Here is a 16,860-nt window from a genome sequence, read left to right on the forward strand (position 1 = left end):
GTTCCTCAGGGCATTGGTCAGGCCGAAGGCATCGACGCGGGTGCCGCGCGCCGCCTGGCCGATCGGGCGCGCGCTGATGATCGCGTACATCTTCGCCATCACGCTGCTGGTGGCCCTCGGCGCCAGCGCCTATCAGCGCATCGAGCAACAGCTGACGGATCGCGACGCGGTAGAGGCATCCCACGACGTACTGGACGGGATCGCGCAGTTGCGGGTGGAGATCGCGAACGCCGAGCGTGGCCAGCGCGGCTACATCATCACCGGCAACGAGGGTTATCTGGCCCCTTATCAGAATGCGATCTTCGTGATCCCGAAGATTCAGGAGTCGCTGAGCGATTCCATTCGTGGCCAGGTCAGCCAGGAAAGTCGCCTGCGAGTGCTCGAGGCGCCGATGAGAGCCAAGCTCGACGAACTCGCACGCACCATCGCGCTGCGCCGATGGGGCGGCTTCTCCGCAGCGCGAGATGTCGTCGGCAAGAACGACGGCGCCCTCGCCATGGTTGACATCCAGACCACGCTCGACCAGATGCAGCTGGAAGAGATGGGACGGCTGGACAGGAGCAAAGCGCTCAGCACGCAGAATGCCGCGCGGACGGAGATGACGATCGTCTGGGGCACCGGCATCGCGGCGGTCCTCATCGCGCTGGTTGCCTGGTGGCTGACCCTGCGCATCACCCGGCCGCTGCGCGCGGTCACCCGGGCGGCCGACGAGGTCGCAGCCGGTGACCTGGAGGCGCGCGCCCCCGAGGCCGGGCCGGCCGAGATCGCCCGGATGGCCATGGCGGTCAACGCCTCGAGCCGGGCGCTGCTGGAGGCGCGGAACCAGGCGGTGCACGCGGGTGCGGCCAAGGGGGCGTTCCTGGCGACGATGAGCCACGAGATCCGTACGCCGATGAACGCGGTGATCGGCATGACGGGGCTGCTGCTCGACACCGAGTTGACGCTGGAACAGCAGGAGCTCGCGACGACCGTACGCGACAGTGGTGAATCTCTGCTCGTGGTCATCAACGACATCCTGGACTGGTCGAAGATCGAATCGGATCAGCTGGATCTGGAGGACGCCTCGTTCGAGGTCCGGGAGTTCCTGGACAGCTCGCTGGCGCTGATGGCGGTGCCGGCCGGCAAGAAGAAGATCGACATCGTCGGCGACGTCCACCCGAGCTGCCCGCCGGTGCTGCGCGGCGACGCGACCCGGCTGCGGCAGATCGTGATCAACCTGCTCTCCAATGCCGTGAAGTTCACCGACCGCGGCGAGGTGGTCGCGACCGTGTCCGCCGAGGCTGTCTCCTCCGCGACCCTGTCCGCCGAGACCGTCTCCGCCGAGGCGGCGGCCGACGACCGGCTGCTGGTCACCATCGCCGTGCGGGACACCGGGATCGGCATCCCCGAGGACAAGGTCGACGGGTTGTTCCGACCGTTCGTGCAGGTCGACGCGTCGACGACGCGGATCTACGGCGGCACCGGGCTGGGCCTGGCCATCAGCCGCCGGCTGGCCCGCGCCATGGGCGGCGACATCACCGTCACCAGCGAGCAGAACGTCGGTTCCACGTTCACCGTCACCGCCCAGCTGCGGGCGTGCCCTCAGAACGTGACCGATTCCGACCGCTCCGAGCTGCGGCTCATCGGCCGGTCCGCCCTGGTCGTGGATGACAACAGCACCAACCGCGCGGTTCTCCAGCGCCAGCTGGCCGGTTGGGGAATGGACTGTACGGTCGCCGCGTCCGGACGGGACGCCCTCGCGCACATCGAAGCCGGGGAGGAATTCGACTGCGCGATCCTCGACATGCACATGCCGGGACTCAGCGGCCTCGAACTCGCCGCCGCGCTGCGTGACGCCCCCGCCACGGCCGACCTGCCGCTCCTGCTCACGAGCAGCATCACGTGGCAGCCCGAGCCCGGTCAGCGCGAGCTGTTCGACGCGGTCCTCACCAAGCCCACCCGCGCCAGCACGCTGCACACCACCCTGGTCAGGTTGCTCCTGCCCGCCGAACCCGCCGCCGCCTGGACGCCGTCCACCGGCACCCCGGCGCCCCACCAGCGGTCGCTGCGGATCCTGCTCGCCGAGGACAACCACGTCAACCAGCAGGTCGCCCAGCACATGCTCGCCAAGCTCGGTCACCGCGTGCACACCGTCGCCGACGGCCGCGAAGCCGTGCAGGCGATTCAGCAGGCACCGTACGACGTCGTGCTCATGGACATCCAGATGCCAGTGCTCGACGGGCTCGAGGCGACCCGGGTGATCCGCGCCGAGCTGCCCGCCGGGCGGCAGCCGTACATCATCGCCATGACCGCCAGCGTGCTCATCGAGGACCGGACCGCGTGCCATCTGGCGGGCATGAACGACTACCTCGCCAAGCCCGTACGGTTGGATGACATAGCCCAGGCCCTCGCCCGGGTGACCGCGGGTCGCGACGTCGAGGAAGCGGTCCGCCAGGGTCTGCTGCCCGTCGGGGACGACCGCGCGGCCCTGATCAGGGCCCGGTTCGCCGACATCACCGACCCCGACCCCACCGAGGCCGAACGCGTCATGCTCGCCGGGATGCTGACGTCCTTCACCGCCAAGACCCCGGCCGTCATCGACGCGCTCGAGGCCGCGCTGGTCGCCGGCGACGGGGAAACCGTCCGTTCCACGGCCCACGCGCTGAAGGGAACCGCCGGCAACCTCGGCATCACCGCCCTCGCGGACCTGCTCGGGGCGGTCGAGTCGGCGGCCCGGTCCGGGTCGGAGCTTCCCACCTCTGAAGAAACCATGCCCGCGATCCGTGCGGAATACGCCCGGATCGACCAGATCTGCGCCACCCTCGTCGCTGAGTACACCGCACCCACCGCCGTAGGTTCCCCGTTGTGACCGGTCACACAGTGTGAGAGGGCGGACGGCCGGATCGATTCCCGGCACTGTTCGTTGATTCCCCAGGTCCGCTAGTATGCGTGCCATCCACCGTGCGCGATTTCCCGCACGACGGAGCCGACACGGAGAGTAACCGTGGCGGATCGACGGCGGCCACTGGGGGGTCACGGGTGCGAACGCTCGCGGGGCGCTACCGGGTGGAAGAGGCCGTCGGGCGCGGCGGAAGCGCGGTCGTGCACCGCGGCTGGGACCGCACCCTCAAACGCCGGGTCGCGATCAAGCTGTTCTCGTCCTACCGCGCCGAGGGCAACGAGCCCTCCATCGACGTCCTGCGCGAGGCCCGCACGGCAGCCGGCCTCAACCACCCCAACGTGGCCCGCGTCTACGACTACGGCGAGGCCCTCGAAGGCACCGAGCGCGTCCCCTACCTGGTCATGGAGTTCCTCGACGGCGACACCCTCGCCGACGAGCTGGCCCGCACGGGCGCCCTCGACTGGCACCGTGCCGCCGAGATCTGCGCCGCCACCGCCGCCGCCCTCGCCGCAGCCCACGAGCGCAACCTCGTGCACCGCGACGTCAAGCCCCGCAACGTCATGCTCACCCCCACCGGCGTCAAGGTCGTCGACTTCGGCATCGCCGCCGTCGCCGGCCAGAACAGCGTCGACACCCACGGCCGCCTCTGGGGCACCCCCGCCAGCCTCGCCCCCGAGCAGCTCCGCGGCGAGCCGACCTTCCCCGCCGCCGACGTCTACGGCCTCGGCCTGCTCCTGTTCGAATGCCTCGCCGGCACCCCCGCCTGGCCCGGCCAGACCGTCGGCGAGATCCTCGCCCTGCGCCACGACCAGCGCACCCCCCGCCTGCCCCGCATCCCCGGCCTGCCCCGCGACATCATCAGGCTCTACGAAGCCTGCACCTCCGAAGACCCCGCTCGCCGCCCCACCGCCGCCCACGCCGCCGAAACCCTGCGCCGCACCGCCGGCCTCATGCCGACCGTCCGCCCCGCGATCGCCGGCTCCGTCCTGCTGCCCGGCACCCGCTCCCAGCGCTCCCGGCCCGGCTCCACTGTCGGTGCCGGCACCGGTCTTGGCGGCGCCACTGCTCGCAGTGCCCGCACCGGTCTTAGTGGCGCTACCGCTTCTCGTTCCGCTTCCGGTCCCGGCGGCGCTGCCGCTTCTCGTTCCGGCTCTGGTCCCGGCGGCGCTGCCGCTCCTCGTTCCGGCTCTGGTCCCGGCGGCGCTGCCGCTCCTCGTTCCGGCACCGGTCTTGGCGGCGCTGCCGCTCCTCGTTCCGGCACCGGTCTTGGCGGCGCTGCTGCCCCTCGTTCCGGCTCCAGTCCTGGCGGCGCTGCTGCTCGCGAGTTTGTTGTTGCTGGTGCCGGCGCTACGGCCGGTTCCCCGGCCTTGGGTTACCCGGCCTCGGGTTACCCGGCCTCGGGTTCCCGCAGCCGCTCCCGCCGCCGCGAGGCGATCATGGCCTCGGTCGCCGTGGCCGCCGCAGTCGTCAGCATCTTCGGCCTGCAGCTGGTGAACGGCGCCTCCACCCCCGGCGGCCGCCAGGCCGAGGCAGCGGCGGCCGGCGGCGCGGGCATCCCCGCGGTCGCCCCGACACCGCACCCCCACACCGCGGCCCCGTCACCCTCCGCCGCGCCGAGCAGCGCCACCCCCACCACCACCGGCGCAACGGACTGGCGCCCCATCAAAGACCCGGTCGAGACCACCCGCGCGACGACATCCCCGGCCGCCCCGTCCACGACACCGACGAAGGCCCCGCACACCCCGCCCCGGACCTCACCGGCCAAGACCCCCTCAGCAACACCGACGACCCCCGGCCACACCCCCACCAGCTCCCCGACGGCGACACCGAAACCCTCGCCGCCCATCCCGACCCCGACCACCAGCCCGACCCCCACCGACGAGCCGACCAACACCCCCGAACCGTCGACCGACCCGGTGGACCCCCCGGCCACGACCCACTCCGCGGTCCCGGTCTCCTCCACCACGGACTGACCCCGCTCAGTTCCTCACCGGCGGCGCTGAGCTCCCACCCGCCGCGGCCTCCACTCCACCTCCGCCATTCCCGGCCGAGTCGTGCCCGAGGACCGGCGCGGCGTTCCCCGGCTGCGCGCGACCCTCTTTCGGCGCCAAGAGGCGGTTGACGAGCGCGGGCAAGGCACTTTCGCCGGATGCCGAGAGGCGGTCCAGCAGGGCCGGCACGGCGTGCAGGATCTCACGCTCCGCAGGGCTCAGCCGGGTCGCAATGGCACCTGCCACCCAGTGCCGTCGCGCCTCGCGGTCGGCGTCGAGCGCGGTGGCACCGGCCGTGGTGAGCGTGATGACGAAGGCCCGGCCGTCGCTCGGGCTCGGCTCGCGGGCCACCAGGCCGAGGGTCTCGAGCTCCCCGACCGTACGACTCATGCTCTGATGTTTCACTCCCCGGGCCGCCGCCAGCTGGGCAATGGTCCGCGGACCCCCGTGGTCCAGGGCGCCCAGCGCGGTGGCCTGGGCCGGCGGCAGCGTGTCCGCGTGCGACCTGGTGGTGCGCACGAACCGGCCGATCGCCTGCCTGAGCAGCTCGGCTAGGTCCTCATCCGCGGGTGTGTCCGACGCCATGAGACAACTATACAACGCAGCTGTATAGTTGTGAATGTACAACGCGGCTGTACAAAGACTTTATCCAGTGGCGACGGGCCTTTGCCGGTGGCGAAGGGCAGCACATCACCGCCGGATGGCATGCGCGCTCCCGCCCGTGTGTAGAAATGATCTAGACCCAGAAGGAGATCCACATGCGCCTCACCAAGTACGCCCACGCGTGCGTCACATTCACCGACGGTGACCGGACCCTGCTGATCGACCCCGGAACGTTCACGCCGAACGCCGCGGAGCTGATCGCCGCCGCGGACGCGGTCCTCGTGACCCACGAGCACTTCGACCACTTCGACGAGGCCGCGCTGAAGCTGGAGCTCGACCGCCGCCCCGGCCTGCGCGTCTACGGGCCGGCCGCGGTCCAGGAGACGCTCGGCGAGCGCGACGGCCAGGTCAGCGTGGTGCACGCCGGCGACCAGCTCGACGCGGCGGGCTTCACCATCGCGGTGCACGGCGAGCGCCACGCCCTGATCCACAACGACGTCCCGCTGGTCGACAACGTCGGCTACCTGATCGACGGCCGCGTCTTCCACCCCGGCGACTCGTATGCGGTCCCCGACGCGCCGGTCGAGACGCTGCTCCTGCCGACGAGCGGCCCGTGGACGAAGTTCGGCGAGGCGGCCGACTTCGCCCGCGCGGTCAAGCCCTCCCGGATGATCCAGGTCCACGAGCTGATGCTCAGCGAGCTCGGCCAGAACTCCGCCCGCATGTTCCTCGGCGCCGACGGCCTGACCGGCATCCCCCTCGACATCCTCCCCCACGGCGAGTCCGCCACGGTCTGACATCGCCCCCACCGGCTCTCTCGCCCGGTGGCGGCTGGGTTGCGCGTTCTAGCCCCGCCGCACGTGCACGCCGCCCGCAACGCTGTACTCACGAATCTTCAGCGTGCGAGTGGCGGCCACGGTGCCTGCCTGGACCCGGACCCCGCCGAAAAGACGGAAGCCCTCCACCTCGACGGCGACGTCCTGCGGCAGCACCAGCGACACCCCGCCCACGAGTGACACCTTGGACAGCACCGGGCGCTCGGGCAGCTCGGCGGCGGTCAGATCGAGGTTCGCGCCACCGATCAGGCTCACGAACCACATGTCCCGCGGCATCCTCCACGCACCACCACGCTTGAGACCGCCGAGCACATTGACGAACCAGGCCGAACCGTCGCGACGGGTGAAGAGCGGGGAGTCTGTGGCATCCATGGGTATGACGATAAGGACATCAGCCCGCGCACGCCTGTGCCATCACACACGGCCGACCGATGACAGATGTCATGACTGTTTCGCTCAGCTTTCGCGGCACCCTGCTTCCCTATCCGGTACGGGCGGACGTCCGGCGCGCCCCCCAAAGTGCCGGACGCCCGCCCGCCTCCCCTACCACCCACCCGAGCCGCCACCCACCCGGACCACTGCACGCCCGGACCGCTGCACGCCCGCCACCCGAACCCCGGGCGCGCCGGTCAGGCCGAGCCGCGGCGCGCAGGCCACCCGAACCCTGGGCGCGCCGATCAGGCCGAGCCGCGGCGCGCAGGCCACCCGAACCCTGGGCGCGCCGGTCAGGCCGGGACGAGGGCAGCGGGGGCGGGTTCGTCCTTCTCGGTGAGGCCGATCCGGTCGTGCAGGCGGCGCAGGGGTGCGGGGGCCCACCAGTTGAGGTCGCCGGCGACGCGCATGAACGCCGGGACGAGCAGCCCGCGGATGATGGTCGCGTCCAGGACGATGGCGATGCCGGTGCCGATGCCGAAGAGCTGGATGAAGCTGACCTGGGCGGTGCCGAAGGCGAAGAAGGTGATGGCCAGCAGGGCGGCGGCGGTGGTGACGATGCGCCCGGTCCGGGCCAGACCGGTGGCTACGGCGTCGACGGTGCCGGCGCCGTGGTCGTGGGCTTCCTTGATGCGGGCGAGCAGGAAGACCTCGTAGTCCATCGAGAGGCCGAACGCGATGCAGAACATGAGCACGATCATCGCGGTGTTGACGGGCATGGCGGTGAAGCCCAGCAGTCCGGACAGGTGGCCGTCCTGGAAGATCCAGACGAGCACGCCGAAGACTGCGGAGAGCGACAGGACGTTGAGTACGAGGGCTTTCACCGGCAGGACGACGCTGCCCGTGAACAGGAACAGCAGGATCAGCGTGGTCAGCGCTATCCACAGGGCGGCCCACGGCAGCGTGCCGATGATGGCGTCGTTACCGTCGATCAGCGCCGCGGCGGCACCGCCCACGAGAACCGTCGTGCCGGCGGGGGCGGGTAGCGCGCGGATCGCCCGGACCAGGGATTCGTCATCGCCTCGGGCGGTGACAGCGAGGTAGGTCGTGCCGTTCGCGGTGCGGGGCGCGCGGGTGCCGGCCACGCCGGGCAGGGCGGCGACCTCCGCGGCAAAAGCAGCCGGGGCTTTGCCGGCGACGTCGGAGGCGAACCCAGCTGGGGCGGCGCCGGCGACAGCAGCGGGGGCGGTGCCGGTGACGAGCACGTCGACGGTAGAGGTGGCGGCGGCGCTGTAGTCCGCCCGGAGCACGTCACCGACCTGACGGCTGGGGACGGAACTGTGCAGGACACGGTCGTCCGGCGTACCGAAGGCGATGTGCAGGACGGGCGTGCCGAGGAACAGCAGCGCGGCCATGACGGGCAACGCGATCGCGACGGGCCTGCGCATGACGGCGGTGGCGACGCGGCGCCAGAACGCGCTCTCGTCGCTGGCTGCGCGGCGGGGCGCGAGGCGGGTGCCGAGAACGGCGAGCAGCGCGGGCAACGTCGTCAGGGTGGCGATCATGGCGATCACCACGACACCGATCCCCGCGTACGCGAAGGACCGGAGAAAGTAGACCGGGAAGAGGAGCATCGCGGCGAGAGCGACGGCCACGGTCGCGGAGGAGAACACGATCGTACGGCCGGCGGTGCGCACCGTGGTGGCGACAGCGCTCTCGACGTCGGCGCCGCGCCGCAGCTCCTCCCGGAACCGGTTCACCATGAGCAGCGAATAGTCGACGGCGAGCCCCAGCCCGAGCGCGGTCGTCAGGTTCACCGAGTACAGCGAGACGTCGGTGAGCCGGCCCAGGACGGCAAGCTCGGCGAACGTACCCGCGACGGCGATGATCCCGATGACCAGCGGCAGCAGCGCGGACAGCAGGCTACCGAACGCGAGGATCAGCAGAACCAGCGTGACAGGCACGGCGATGCCCTCCGCAATCGCGAGGCTCCTGGCAAGCTGATCACCGATGTCCCCGCCGACCCCGAGCTGACCTCCCGCCCGGACCTCTGCCGGACCATCCCGCTTCGCGTACGCCGCGACGATCGCCTTCGCCGCCTCCGCACTCGCGGCCTCGTCCCCGCTCACATGCATGGTGATCAGCGCCGAGCGCCCGTCCTCACCCTTCAACGCAGCAGCCTGCCCGCCCTCGCCCTTCGACGCAGCGGCCTGCCCGTCTTCGCCCTTCGACCCGCCGGCCTGCCCGTCCCCACCCTTCGACGCGGCAGCTTGCGCGTCCCAGTAGGAGCTGATCGATTCGACGTCACCTCGTGCGGCGAGGCCGGTTGTGATCTGCCGGGCCAGGGCGGTCACCGGCGGAGAGTCCAGGGCTGCGCCGTTGGCCGGGGCGACCAGCAGCAGCAGGTTCGTCTGGCCGCCGAAGTCGCGGTTGAGCAGCGCCGCCGCCCTGCTGGAGTCCGACTGCGGGTCGTCGAAGCCTCCGCTCTTCAACGCGCTGAACGCGCCGCTCGCCAGGAACGCCATCACGACGAGGGCCGCCGCTGAAATGACGAGGACAAGGCGCCCTCTTCGGACGAAAAAGCTCATGTGGCACCCCTCGATAGACCGGCCGACCGTTGTGCGATCACTGATCGCAACGAGAACAGTGTTCACATGGTGAGCGCTGCTCGTCAAGACGGGTGCTCACATAGAGAACAGTGTTCACTTTGCGATAGGGTGGCGTGATGGCGGAGATGACGACGCATCGGCACCGGCGGCGGGCGGAGACCGAGGCGGAGATCAAGGCTCACGCCTGGGCGGCGATGCGGGAGTCCGGCCCCGCGGTCCTGTCGCTGCGTCACGTCGCGCGCGAGATGGGCATGGCACCGTCGGCGCTCTACCGCTACTTCGCGAGCCGCAACGATCTGCTGACCGCGCTGATCGTTGATGCCTACGAGTCGCTCGGCGAGCAGGTCAACGAGACATATGTCCGCGCGGGTGCCGCGGGGCAGAACGCCTTCGAGGTGTTCATGGCGGTCGCGCACACGTATCGCGGCTGGGCCATGAGTCACCGCACCGAGTGGGCCCTGATCTTCTCGACGTCACTGCCCGACTACAACGGCACGCCCGAGACGTATGCCGCGGCGGGCCGTTCGTTCGGGATTCTCATTCAGCTCACCGCCGACGCCGTCGCCGGCGGCCTGATCGATGTGGACCGGCTCGACCGCACCCTCGACGACAAGCTCCGCGAGTCGATGCGGGTCTGGGCGGAGCACACCGGCCAGGAGCTACCCGCGGGCGCCCTGGCCGGTTCGATGTGGTGCTACTCCGTCATGCACGGCGCCATCTCGCTCGACCTCAACGGCCAGTTCCCGCCGCCGATGGCCGACAGCCCGGCCCTGTTCGACTCAGCCCTGCGCGCCATGCTCGCACAGCTCACCCCCACCGATTAGCGGCAACGTCAGGCCGGCGGTTTCGATGTGAGTCAAGCCGTCGGTTTCGGCCAAGCAGGGCCGGGGGTCGACTTGAGTCAGGCCAGCGGTTTCGACCGGGGTCAGACCGGCGGTATTCGACCTGAGCCAAGCCGGGGATTCCGACAAGGTCAGGCCGGGGGGTCGATCTGAGTCAGGCCGGGGGTTCGACCTGCGCCAGGCCAGCGGCTTCGACCGGGGTCAGGCCGGCGGTATTCGACCTGAGCCAAACCGGGGATTCCGACAAGGTCAGGCTGGAGGTTTCGATTTGAGGCCGCTGCCGCACAGGGGCGCTACGGCATTCTCCAGGCCGGACGAAGTGATCGCCGCCCAGCACACGGCCGACGTCGGTTCGACATAGAGGCCGGCGCGGGCCAGCTCCGTGTGCGCGGAATGGACCTGGTCGTCGGTGACGGTGACGATCGAGCCGCCGGTTTCGCGTACGGCGGAAAGGATCTGCGCGCCGCGGGCCGGGCGGGCGATCGCTATGCCTTCCGCGACCGTGCCCGAAGGGGTGATGTCAGCCGGGCCGGAAAGGCCGTCGGTGAACGCGGTGGCGAGCGGCGCACACCCGGCGGCCTGCACCGCGACGATGCGTGGAAGCCTGTCGATGAGCCCCTGGGCGAGCAGTTCCACACAGCCGAGATAGGCGCCGAGCACCAGCGTGCCATTCCCGACGGGCAGCACCAGCGTTTCCGGTAACCGGCCGCCCGACTGCTCCCACAATTCCAGGACGTAGGTCTTGGTGCCCTGCAGAAAGAACGGATGGTAAACGTGACTGGCATAAAAAATGCCAGGCACATCGGCGGCGCGGGCGGCAGCCTCGGCGGTGTCCTCACGGCTTCCGGGGATTTCACAAACCTCCGCACCGTACGCCCGGAGCTGCGCGACTTTCCCCGCCGAAGTACTTTCCGGAACGTAGACGTCGCATCCGATCCCGGCCCGGGCAGCGTAAGCGGCAACGGCAGTTCCCGCGTTGCCGCTGCTGTCGGCCAGGAGCCGGGTGACGCCGAGGCTCGCGGCGAGGGCGACCAGCAGGACGGCGCCGCGGTCCTTGAAGGAGCCGGTCGGCATCAGATAGTCGACCTTGAGCTGGACGCCGGGCCGCCCCGGGGCGCTGACCAGCGGGGACAGTCCCTCGCCCAGGGTGATCTCGGGTGGTTCGGCGATCGGCAGGGCCTCGGCGTAGCGCCACAGGCTGGGCCGCCGCAGCGCCAGCTCGCCGGGCGGGGGCATGACCGGCGTGAACCCGGTCAGGTCGAGCACCCCGTGACAGTCCGCGCAGCGCCAGACGAGGTCGCTCAGCGCGTACGTCCGTCCGCAGGAAGCGCAGCTCAGCCTCATGATTCAGCATCCTCATCAGACGGGGGCCGGCGGCAGTCGGCCAGGTCGGCGTACATCGCGGAGCGGGAGATCCCGAGGCGTTCGGCGACCCGGGGCACCGCGTTGCGTACGGTGAAGATGCCGCGCCGGTCCAGAGCCTGCAGCAGCGTGAGTCTTTCCGGGCGGGTGAGGCTGGCGGCGGGTTTGCCCCGGAACGCTTCCTCGGCCCGGATCCGCGCGTCGACCACGTCGTCGAAGTCGTCGCTGAACGTGGTGGCCGGGATCGGGGCGGACGGCGATCCGGCCAGCGCCGTCAGCAGGTCACCGGCCTGGCGCAGGGCGGTGACGTCGATGTTGACGCAGAGTGCGCCGAAGACGTGACCGGTCTCGTCGCGCAGGGGCATGGTCGACGATTTCACGATCCGCCCCTCCTGCGTACGCGTCAGGTAGTTGATGTCGTTGGCCGCGGCATCACCCTGGGCGAGCACAGCGAGCCCGATCTCGCTCAGCGCCCCGCCGGGTTTACGCCCGGTGACCTTGCCGGAGACCGCCACCACCGACTGCTCCCCCCGCCGGTAGTCGTGCAGCACCACCTCGCAGGTCGGCCCGAACGTCGCCGCCAGCCCGTCGATCACCGGCAGTAACGCCGTAAGAATCGCATCCGCACTCACTCCCTCATAGTAAATGTCTAGCACCTGGATGAAAAGTCCACGGCCAGAGGTTCACGATTGGCCCGATCGTTTCGCGGTGACGCTCCCTAGCGTGATCACATGGACCCCATCCTGGCCGGCGACCTGGCCCGCTTCCCCGACCTGCTGACCGCCGTACGCGATCAGGCCGTCAAGGTCCTGGCCTCGCTCGACGACCGCCCGGTCGCCCTGCCCGGTGAGCCGCCGTCACCGGAAACACTGCCCCAGCAGGGCGCCGGCCTCGATGGCGCGCTGGACCGCTTCGCCGAGCGCTGGCAGGACCGGATGTCGGGCAGCGCCGGCCCGCGCTACCTCGGGTTCGTCACCGGTGGCGCCACCCCCGCCGCGGTCGCCGGTGACTGGCTCACCAGCGCGCTGGACCAGAACCTCTCCTCGGGTGCCGGCTCCGCGGCGCCGGACCTGGAACGGGAGACCGTCCGCTGGCTGCGCGACCTGTTCGGCCTGCCCGGCACGTTCAGCGGCAGCTTCGTCACCGGCGCGACGATGTCGAACTTCGTAGGCCTGGCGCTGGGCCGCCAGTGGTACGGCGAGCAGTACGGGGCCGACGCCGCCGAGGACGGCCTGCGGAACGTGCCACCGCTTCGGGTGCTGTCCGGCACGCCGCACTCCAGCATCGTCAAGGCCACCTCGATGCTCGGCGTCGGCCGCAACCAGGTGCGGGTCCTGCCGACGCTGCCCGGACGCGAAGCTGTCGACCTCGCGGCGCTGGAAGCGGCCCTCGCCGAGGGACCCGCGATCGTCGTCGCCAACGCCGGAACCGTGAACACCGTGGACTTCGACGACCTGCGCGCGATCGCCGATCTCAGGCAGCGCTACCCGTTCTGGCTGCACGTGGACGGCGCGTTCGGATTGTTCGCCGCACTGTCCCGCGAGCACGCACCCCTGTTGGACGGGCTGGACGAGGCCGACTCGGTCTGCGCCGACCTGCACAAATGGCTCAACGTCCCGTACGACGCCGCGGTCCAGTTCACCCGCCGCCCCGACCTGCAGGTGGCGGTGTTCCGCAACGCCGCCGCGTACCTCGGCGACCCCGGCGAGAACCCGGACTTCATGCACCTCACCCCGGAGAACTCGCGGCGTTTCCGAGCACTTCCGGCCTGGTTCGCGCTCACCGCGTACGGTGCGAATGGGCATCGGGAGATCGTTGAGCGCAACACAGCCGCGGCCCGGAGGCTCGGTGAGCTGCTCGGCACTGTGCCCGGCGTGCGGTTACTGGCCCCGGTGCGGATGAACGTCGTGTGTTTCGCCATCGAAGGCGATGTGCCGGCTGCCCTGCGAGCCGTCACCGCAACGGGCCGGACGTTTCTGACACCGACCGTGTACGACGGGCAGCCCGGGATCCGCGCGGCGTTCAGCAACTGGCGGACCACCGTGCAGGACGCGGAGGAGATCTTCGAGACGTTGCGTCACACCTTGTAGGCGGCGATGGTGGCGCTGAGGCTGCTGGCCATCCGGGCCAGCTCGCCCGAGGTCTGCTGGGTGTCGCTGGCGCCCGCGGTGACCTGGCCGGCCGCCTGGGAGACGCCGGTGATGTTCTCGAAGATGCTCGCCGCGCCCTCAGCGGCACTCCCGACACTGCGAGCGATCTCCCCGGTCGTGGCGGTCTGTTCCTCGACCGCAGCGGCGATCGTGGTGGTGTAGTCGTTGATCGTGTTGATCACCGTGGCGATCTCGCCGATCGCGTGCACGGCCGAGCCGGTCTCCGCCTGGATCGCGGCGACCTGGGCGGAGATCTCCTCGGTGGCCTTCGCGGTCTCCTGGGCCAGATCCTTGACCTCGGAGGCGACCACGGCGAACCCCTTACCGGCCGCGCCCGCCCGGGCCGCCTCGATGGTCGCGTTCAGGGCGAGCAGGTTCGTCTGCTGGGCGATCGCGGTGATCAACGCGACGACCGTGCCGATCTGGGTGGAGGCGTCGCCGAGCTTCGTGACGCTCGCGTTGGTGGCCTGGGCGGTGCGGGCAGCCTCCGCGGCGACCCCCGCGGCCTCGCCCGCGTTGGTGGCGATCTCCCTGATCGACACGCCCATCTGGTCCGCGCCCGCCGCAACCGCCTGCACGCTCTGCGACACCTGGCCGGCGGCCTCCGAGACCGTGCTCACCTGCGTGGATGTCTCCTCGGCCGACGCCGACAGCTCCGAGGAAACCGAGGACAGCTCCTCGGACGCCGAGGCCAGCAGGTCGGCGCTCTCCCCCACCTTGCGGACCATGTCCGCCATCGCCTCGCCCGTCCCGTTCAGCGTGCCGGCGAGCTGCCCGATCTCGTCGCGGCTCTCCACCTCGACCCGGGCGGTGAGGTCGCCGCCACCGATCGCGGTCAGCGTACGCACGCACCGGGCCAGCGGCCGCACGATCAGCAGGCTGATCCCGAACGCGAGGGCCACTCCGGCCAGGGCACTGACCACCAACATGATGATCACCCAGGTACGGGTGGACTGGTAGCGGCTCTCCGCCGTGCTCTCCTGGTGGCTCGCCGCCGTCACGGTGATCGTGGACAGGGTGCTCAACTGCTGCCGGACCGTGGTCAGCAGCGCCGCCTGGGTGCCCGCCCGCAGCGTGTTGAGCGCCGTCGCGTCCTCCTTGTCGGCCAGCGGCATCAGCTGGTCCTGCAGCAGGGCCAGATACTGTGCCCAGGTGGTGTCGAACGCGCTGATCGTGCTCGTCGCCTCGGTGCCGAGCTGATACGTCCTGTACGCGGCCGCGCTGGTGCCGACGTCGGCCCGGGCGGCGGTGAGCGCCGTGTCGGCCGTGGTGCGCCCGGCGTCGTCCTCGGCGAGGAAGTAGTCGTCGGCCGCGAGCCAGGTCCGGTTCACCGCACTGCGCAGTTCCCCTATGGTGTCGAGCTCCACGCTGTGCCCGTACACCGTCTTGACCTGGTCGTTCGTGGCACCGAGGCTGCGGATGGCGTACAGGCCGTCGAAGACGCTGAAGACCGCGACCAGCCCTACCGCGATCATGATCTTGGTGCCGACCCGGCGGTCCCTGAGCGAGCGCAGCCAGCCGGTGGCCCCTTGCGATGGCGTCATACCGCTCAGGACATCATCACCAGGTTGCGAACCGCCCTAAACGGCCTCGGCGTACTGGTTCTTCCCGCCGGTCTTGGCGGTGTACATCGCGGCGTCGGCCTCACGGATGATGTCGTCGGCGCTCGCGCCGGGGTGGTTGACCGCGATACCGACACTGGCGGACACCCTCGCCGGGAGACCGTCGATGTCGATCGGTTCCTGGACCACGCCGATGACGCGTTCGGCGGTGGGCCGGGCGTCGGCGATGCCCGTCAGGCTCTCGATGATGATGGCGAACTCGTCGCCGCCGAACCGGGCCACTGTGTCGCCGGCGCGCAACCCGGTGCGCAGGCGGGCGGCGACGACGCGCAGCACGGTGTCGCCCGCGGTGTGACCCCGCTGGTCGTTGACCTGTTTGAAGCCGTCGAGGTCGATGAAGAGCACGGCGAACGTACGGTTGCCGCGCACGTGGTTGGCCAGGGCCTGGGTGAGGCGGTCGTAGAAGAGCAGCCGGTTGGCCAGCCCGGTGAGCGGGTCGTGGAACGCGAGCTCCTGCAGCTGCTCCTCGCGCTCCAGCAGCCGCGCCTCGACCAGCTCGCGCCGGGTGATGTCGTCCCGCAGCTCGCTGGTGGCCCGGTCGACGTGTTCCAGCGCGCGGTTGCGGCTGCCGGCCAGGATCCCGGTCATCGCGGCGAGCATCACCGACAGCGCCGCACCGGCGGCCAGGGTGAGCCGGCTCAGCCCCCGGTCGGTCGTGGTGAGCAGGCGGGTCGTGGGCCACATCGCGAGCTGCCAGCGGCGTTGCCCGACGGTGACGGTCTGCTGCCGGGCCAGCGAGACATCCCCCAGCCGGGTGCCGGGTGAGACGGACGCGATGACGGTGCCGGCCACGTCGGTGACGGTGACGTCCACCGCGTCATCGCCCTGGCTGAGCAGGGCCTGCGCCAGGTAGTCCTGCCCGCGCAGGCCCATGACCACCCAGCCCTCGAACTCGTCCGGGGCCGTGGAGCCCAGGCCGGTGTAGACCGGTGCGGCCAGCACCGCCGAGGTCTGGCGCTCCTCGGGGCTCCTCCACCGGTCGCGCAGCAGCTGATATCCGGGGCTCATCGCGAGCGAGCCGCTGTGCCGGGCCACGGACAGTACGGTCGTCAGGGCCGGGCTGATCGCGAGATCGGTACCCTGCATTTTCTGCTGGTCGTCGAACGCCTTCTCATAGATGACGAACTCGTGGGACGACGTGCCGGACGTCGGAGCGAGCGTCAGCCCCGTCGCCCCACGCGCACGCCACAGCAGCTGCGCCGCCGCGATCTGATCGGTGGCGACCGGCACCACGAAACCGACGGCGGTGGCACCGGGCAGCCGCGTCGCGTCGAGCCCGGCGCTGATCCGGGTGAACGCGTCGCGGCGCAGGCCGGACTGGGCTCCCACGGCGTACGCGAGGTCGCTCAGGGTGGCGCCGTAGCGGGCGACCCGATCGGTGACCGTCTCGGCCATGTCGTCGGCGTACCGGTCCATCACCTGACCGGCGTACCGGTCCTCACCGGCCTCCACCGCCACAAAGGCCGCCAGCGACACCGCGGAACCCGCCAGCAGCACCAGCACCACGAGCACCACACCGGTCCATCGGCGCCGCGGCGACCGGTTCTGCACGATGCTCACCTACTCCTGATCGGCAACCCGGCCGTGACGCT

General features: G+C 70.6%; 12 protein-coding genes. 5 read left to right on the forward strand and 7 right to left on the reverse strand.

Features of this window, described 5'->3' with window-relative positions; all coding sequences use genetic code 11:
• Positions 1 to 40: 40 nt before the first annotated feature.
• A complete protein-coding gene (locus Ahu01nite_RS42520) occupies positions 41 to 2,848 on the forward strand; it encodes a response regulator (RefSeq protein ID WP_203842447.1) in 2,808 nt (935 codons plus the stop codon).
• A 170-nt stretch (positions 2,849 to 3,018) separates the two neighbouring features.
• The gene (locus Ahu01nite_RS42525; RefSeq protein ID WP_203842448.1) at positions 3,019 to 4,854 is read left to right on the forward strand and encodes a serine/threonine-protein kinase; all 1,836 of its coding nucleotides are present in this window, start codon (positions 3,019 to 3,021) and stop codon (positions 4,852 to 4,854) included.
• A 6-nt stretch (positions 4,855 to 4,860) separates the two neighbouring features.
• Here Ahu01nite_RS42525 and Ahu01nite_RS42530 read toward each other — a convergent pair whose 3' ends face one another.
• Positions 4,861 to 5,457, reverse strand: a complete 597-nt coding sequence (locus tag Ahu01nite_RS42530) for a MarR family winged helix-turn-helix transcriptional regulator (protein WP_203842449.1) — start codon at positions 5,455 to 5,457, stop codon at positions 4,861 to 4,863.
• Positions 5,458 to 5,630: 173 nt separating this feature from the next.
• Here Ahu01nite_RS42530 and Ahu01nite_RS42535 point away from each other — a divergent pair, with 173 nt between their 5' ends.
• Positions 5,631 to 6,272, forward strand: coding sequence for an MBL fold metallo-hydrolase (locus Ahu01nite_RS42535; protein WP_203842450.1), 642 nt, complete (start codon positions 5,631 to 5,633; stop codon positions 6,270 to 6,272).
• Positions 6,273 to 6,320: 48 nt separating this feature from the next.
• On the opposite strand, the gene Ahu01nite_RS42540 is transcribed toward Ahu01nite_RS42535, so the two are convergent.
• Together Ahu01nite_RS42540 and Ahu01nite_RS42545 are read right to left on the reverse strand one after the other, a co-directional pair.
• Positions 6,321 to 6,683: a LiaF domain-containing protein gene (locus Ahu01nite_RS42540; protein ID WP_203842451.1), complete on the reverse strand. Its 363-nt coding sequence runs from the start codon at positions 6,681 to 6,683 to the stop codon at positions 6,321 to 6,323.
• Between the two features lie 353 nt (positions 6,684 to 7,036).
• A complete protein-coding gene (locus tag Ahu01nite_RS42545; protein WP_203842452.1) occupies positions 7,037 to 9,271 on the reverse strand; it encodes an MMPL family transporter in 2,235 nt (744 codons plus the stop codon).
• 137 nt (positions 9,272 to 9,408) lie between these two features.
• On the opposite strand from Ahu01nite_RS42545, the gene Ahu01nite_RS42550 reads away from it, so the two are divergent.
• On the forward strand, positions 9,409 to 10,116 hold the full coding sequence (locus tag Ahu01nite_RS42550; RefSeq protein ID WP_203842453.1) for a TetR/AcrR family transcriptional regulator: 708 nt from the start codon (positions 9,409 to 9,411) through the stop codon (positions 10,114 to 10,116).
• Between the two features lie 267 nt (positions 10,117 to 10,383).
• On the opposite strand, the gene Ahu01nite_RS42555 is transcribed toward Ahu01nite_RS42550, so the two are convergent.
• Entirely contained in the window at positions 10,384 to 11,478 is a 1,095-nt protein-coding gene (locus Ahu01nite_RS42555) for a threonine synthase (RefSeq protein ID WP_203842454.1), read from the reverse strand.
• Entirely contained in the window at positions 11,475 to 12,128 is a 654-nt protein-coding gene (locus tag Ahu01nite_RS42560) for a helix-turn-helix transcriptional regulator (protein WP_203842455.1), read from the reverse strand. Before Ahu01nite_RS42560 ends, Ahu01nite_RS42555 begins: the two co-directional genes overlap by 4 nt.
• A 99-nt stretch (positions 12,129 to 12,227) precedes the next feature.
• Between Ahu01nite_RS42560 and Ahu01nite_RS42565 the strand changes: the two genes are divergently transcribed.
• A complete protein-coding gene (locus Ahu01nite_RS42565) occupies positions 12,228 to 13,586 on the forward strand; it encodes a pyridoxal phosphate-dependent decarboxylase family protein (RefSeq protein WP_203842456.1) in 1,359 nt (452 codons plus the stop codon).
• Here the strand turns inward: Ahu01nite_RS42565 and Ahu01nite_RS42570 are convergent.
• Together Ahu01nite_RS42570 and Ahu01nite_RS42575 are read right to left on the reverse strand one after the other, a co-directional pair.
• On the reverse strand, positions 13,574 to 15,190 hold the full coding sequence (locus Ahu01nite_RS42570) for a methyl-accepting chemotaxis protein (protein WP_203842457.1): 1,617 nt from the start codon (positions 15,188 to 15,190) through the stop codon (positions 13,574 to 13,576). The two genes, Ahu01nite_RS42565 and Ahu01nite_RS42570, sit on opposite strands and share 13 nt — an antisense overlap.
• A 36-nt stretch (positions 15,191 to 15,226) precedes the next feature.
• Entirely contained in the window at positions 15,227 to 16,828 is a 1,602-nt protein-coding gene (locus Ahu01nite_RS42575) for a diguanylate cyclase domain-containing protein (RefSeq protein ID WP_203842458.1), read from the reverse strand.
• Between the last annotated feature and the right edge of the window lie 32 nt (positions 16,829 to 16,860).

This window comes from Winogradskya humida, from assembly GCF_016862215.1.
GTDB classification, from domain to species: Bacteria; Actinomycetota; Actinomycetes; order Mycobacteriales; family Micromonosporaceae; genus Actinoplanes; species Actinoplanes humidus.

Coding starts and splice junctions, on each gene's coding strand:
- Ahu01nite_RS42530 (WP_203842449.1), bottom strand. CDS start 5,457: ATGGCGTCGGACACACCCGCGGATGAGGACCTAGCCGAGCTGCTCAGG.
- Ahu01nite_RS42535 (WP_203842450.1), top strand. CDS start 5,631: ATGCGCCTCACCAAGTACGCCCACGCGTGCGTCACATTCACCGACGGT.
- Ahu01nite_RS42540 (WP_203842451.1), bottom strand. CDS start 6,683: ATGGATGCCACAGACTCCCCGCTCTTCACCCGTCGCGACGGTTCGGCC.
- Ahu01nite_RS42545 (WP_203842452.1), bottom strand. CDS start 9,271: ATGAGCTTTTTCGTCCGAAGAGGGCGCCTTGTCCTCGTCATTTCAGCG.
- Ahu01nite_RS42550 (WP_203842453.1), top strand. CDS start 9,409: ATGGCGGAGATGACGACGCATCGGCACCGGCGGCGGGCGGAGACCGAG.
- Ahu01nite_RS42555 (WP_203842454.1), bottom strand. CDS start 11,478: ATGAGGCTGAGCTGCGCTTCCTGCGGACGGACGTACGCGCTGAGCGAC.
- Ahu01nite_RS42565 (WP_203842456.1), top strand. CDS start 12,228: ATGGACCCCATCCTGGCCGGCGACCTGGCCCGCTTCCCCGACCTGCTG.
- Ahu01nite_RS42570 (WP_203842457.1), bottom strand. CDS start 15,190: ATGACGCCATCGCAAGGGGCCACCGGCTGGCTGCGCTCGCTCAGGGAC.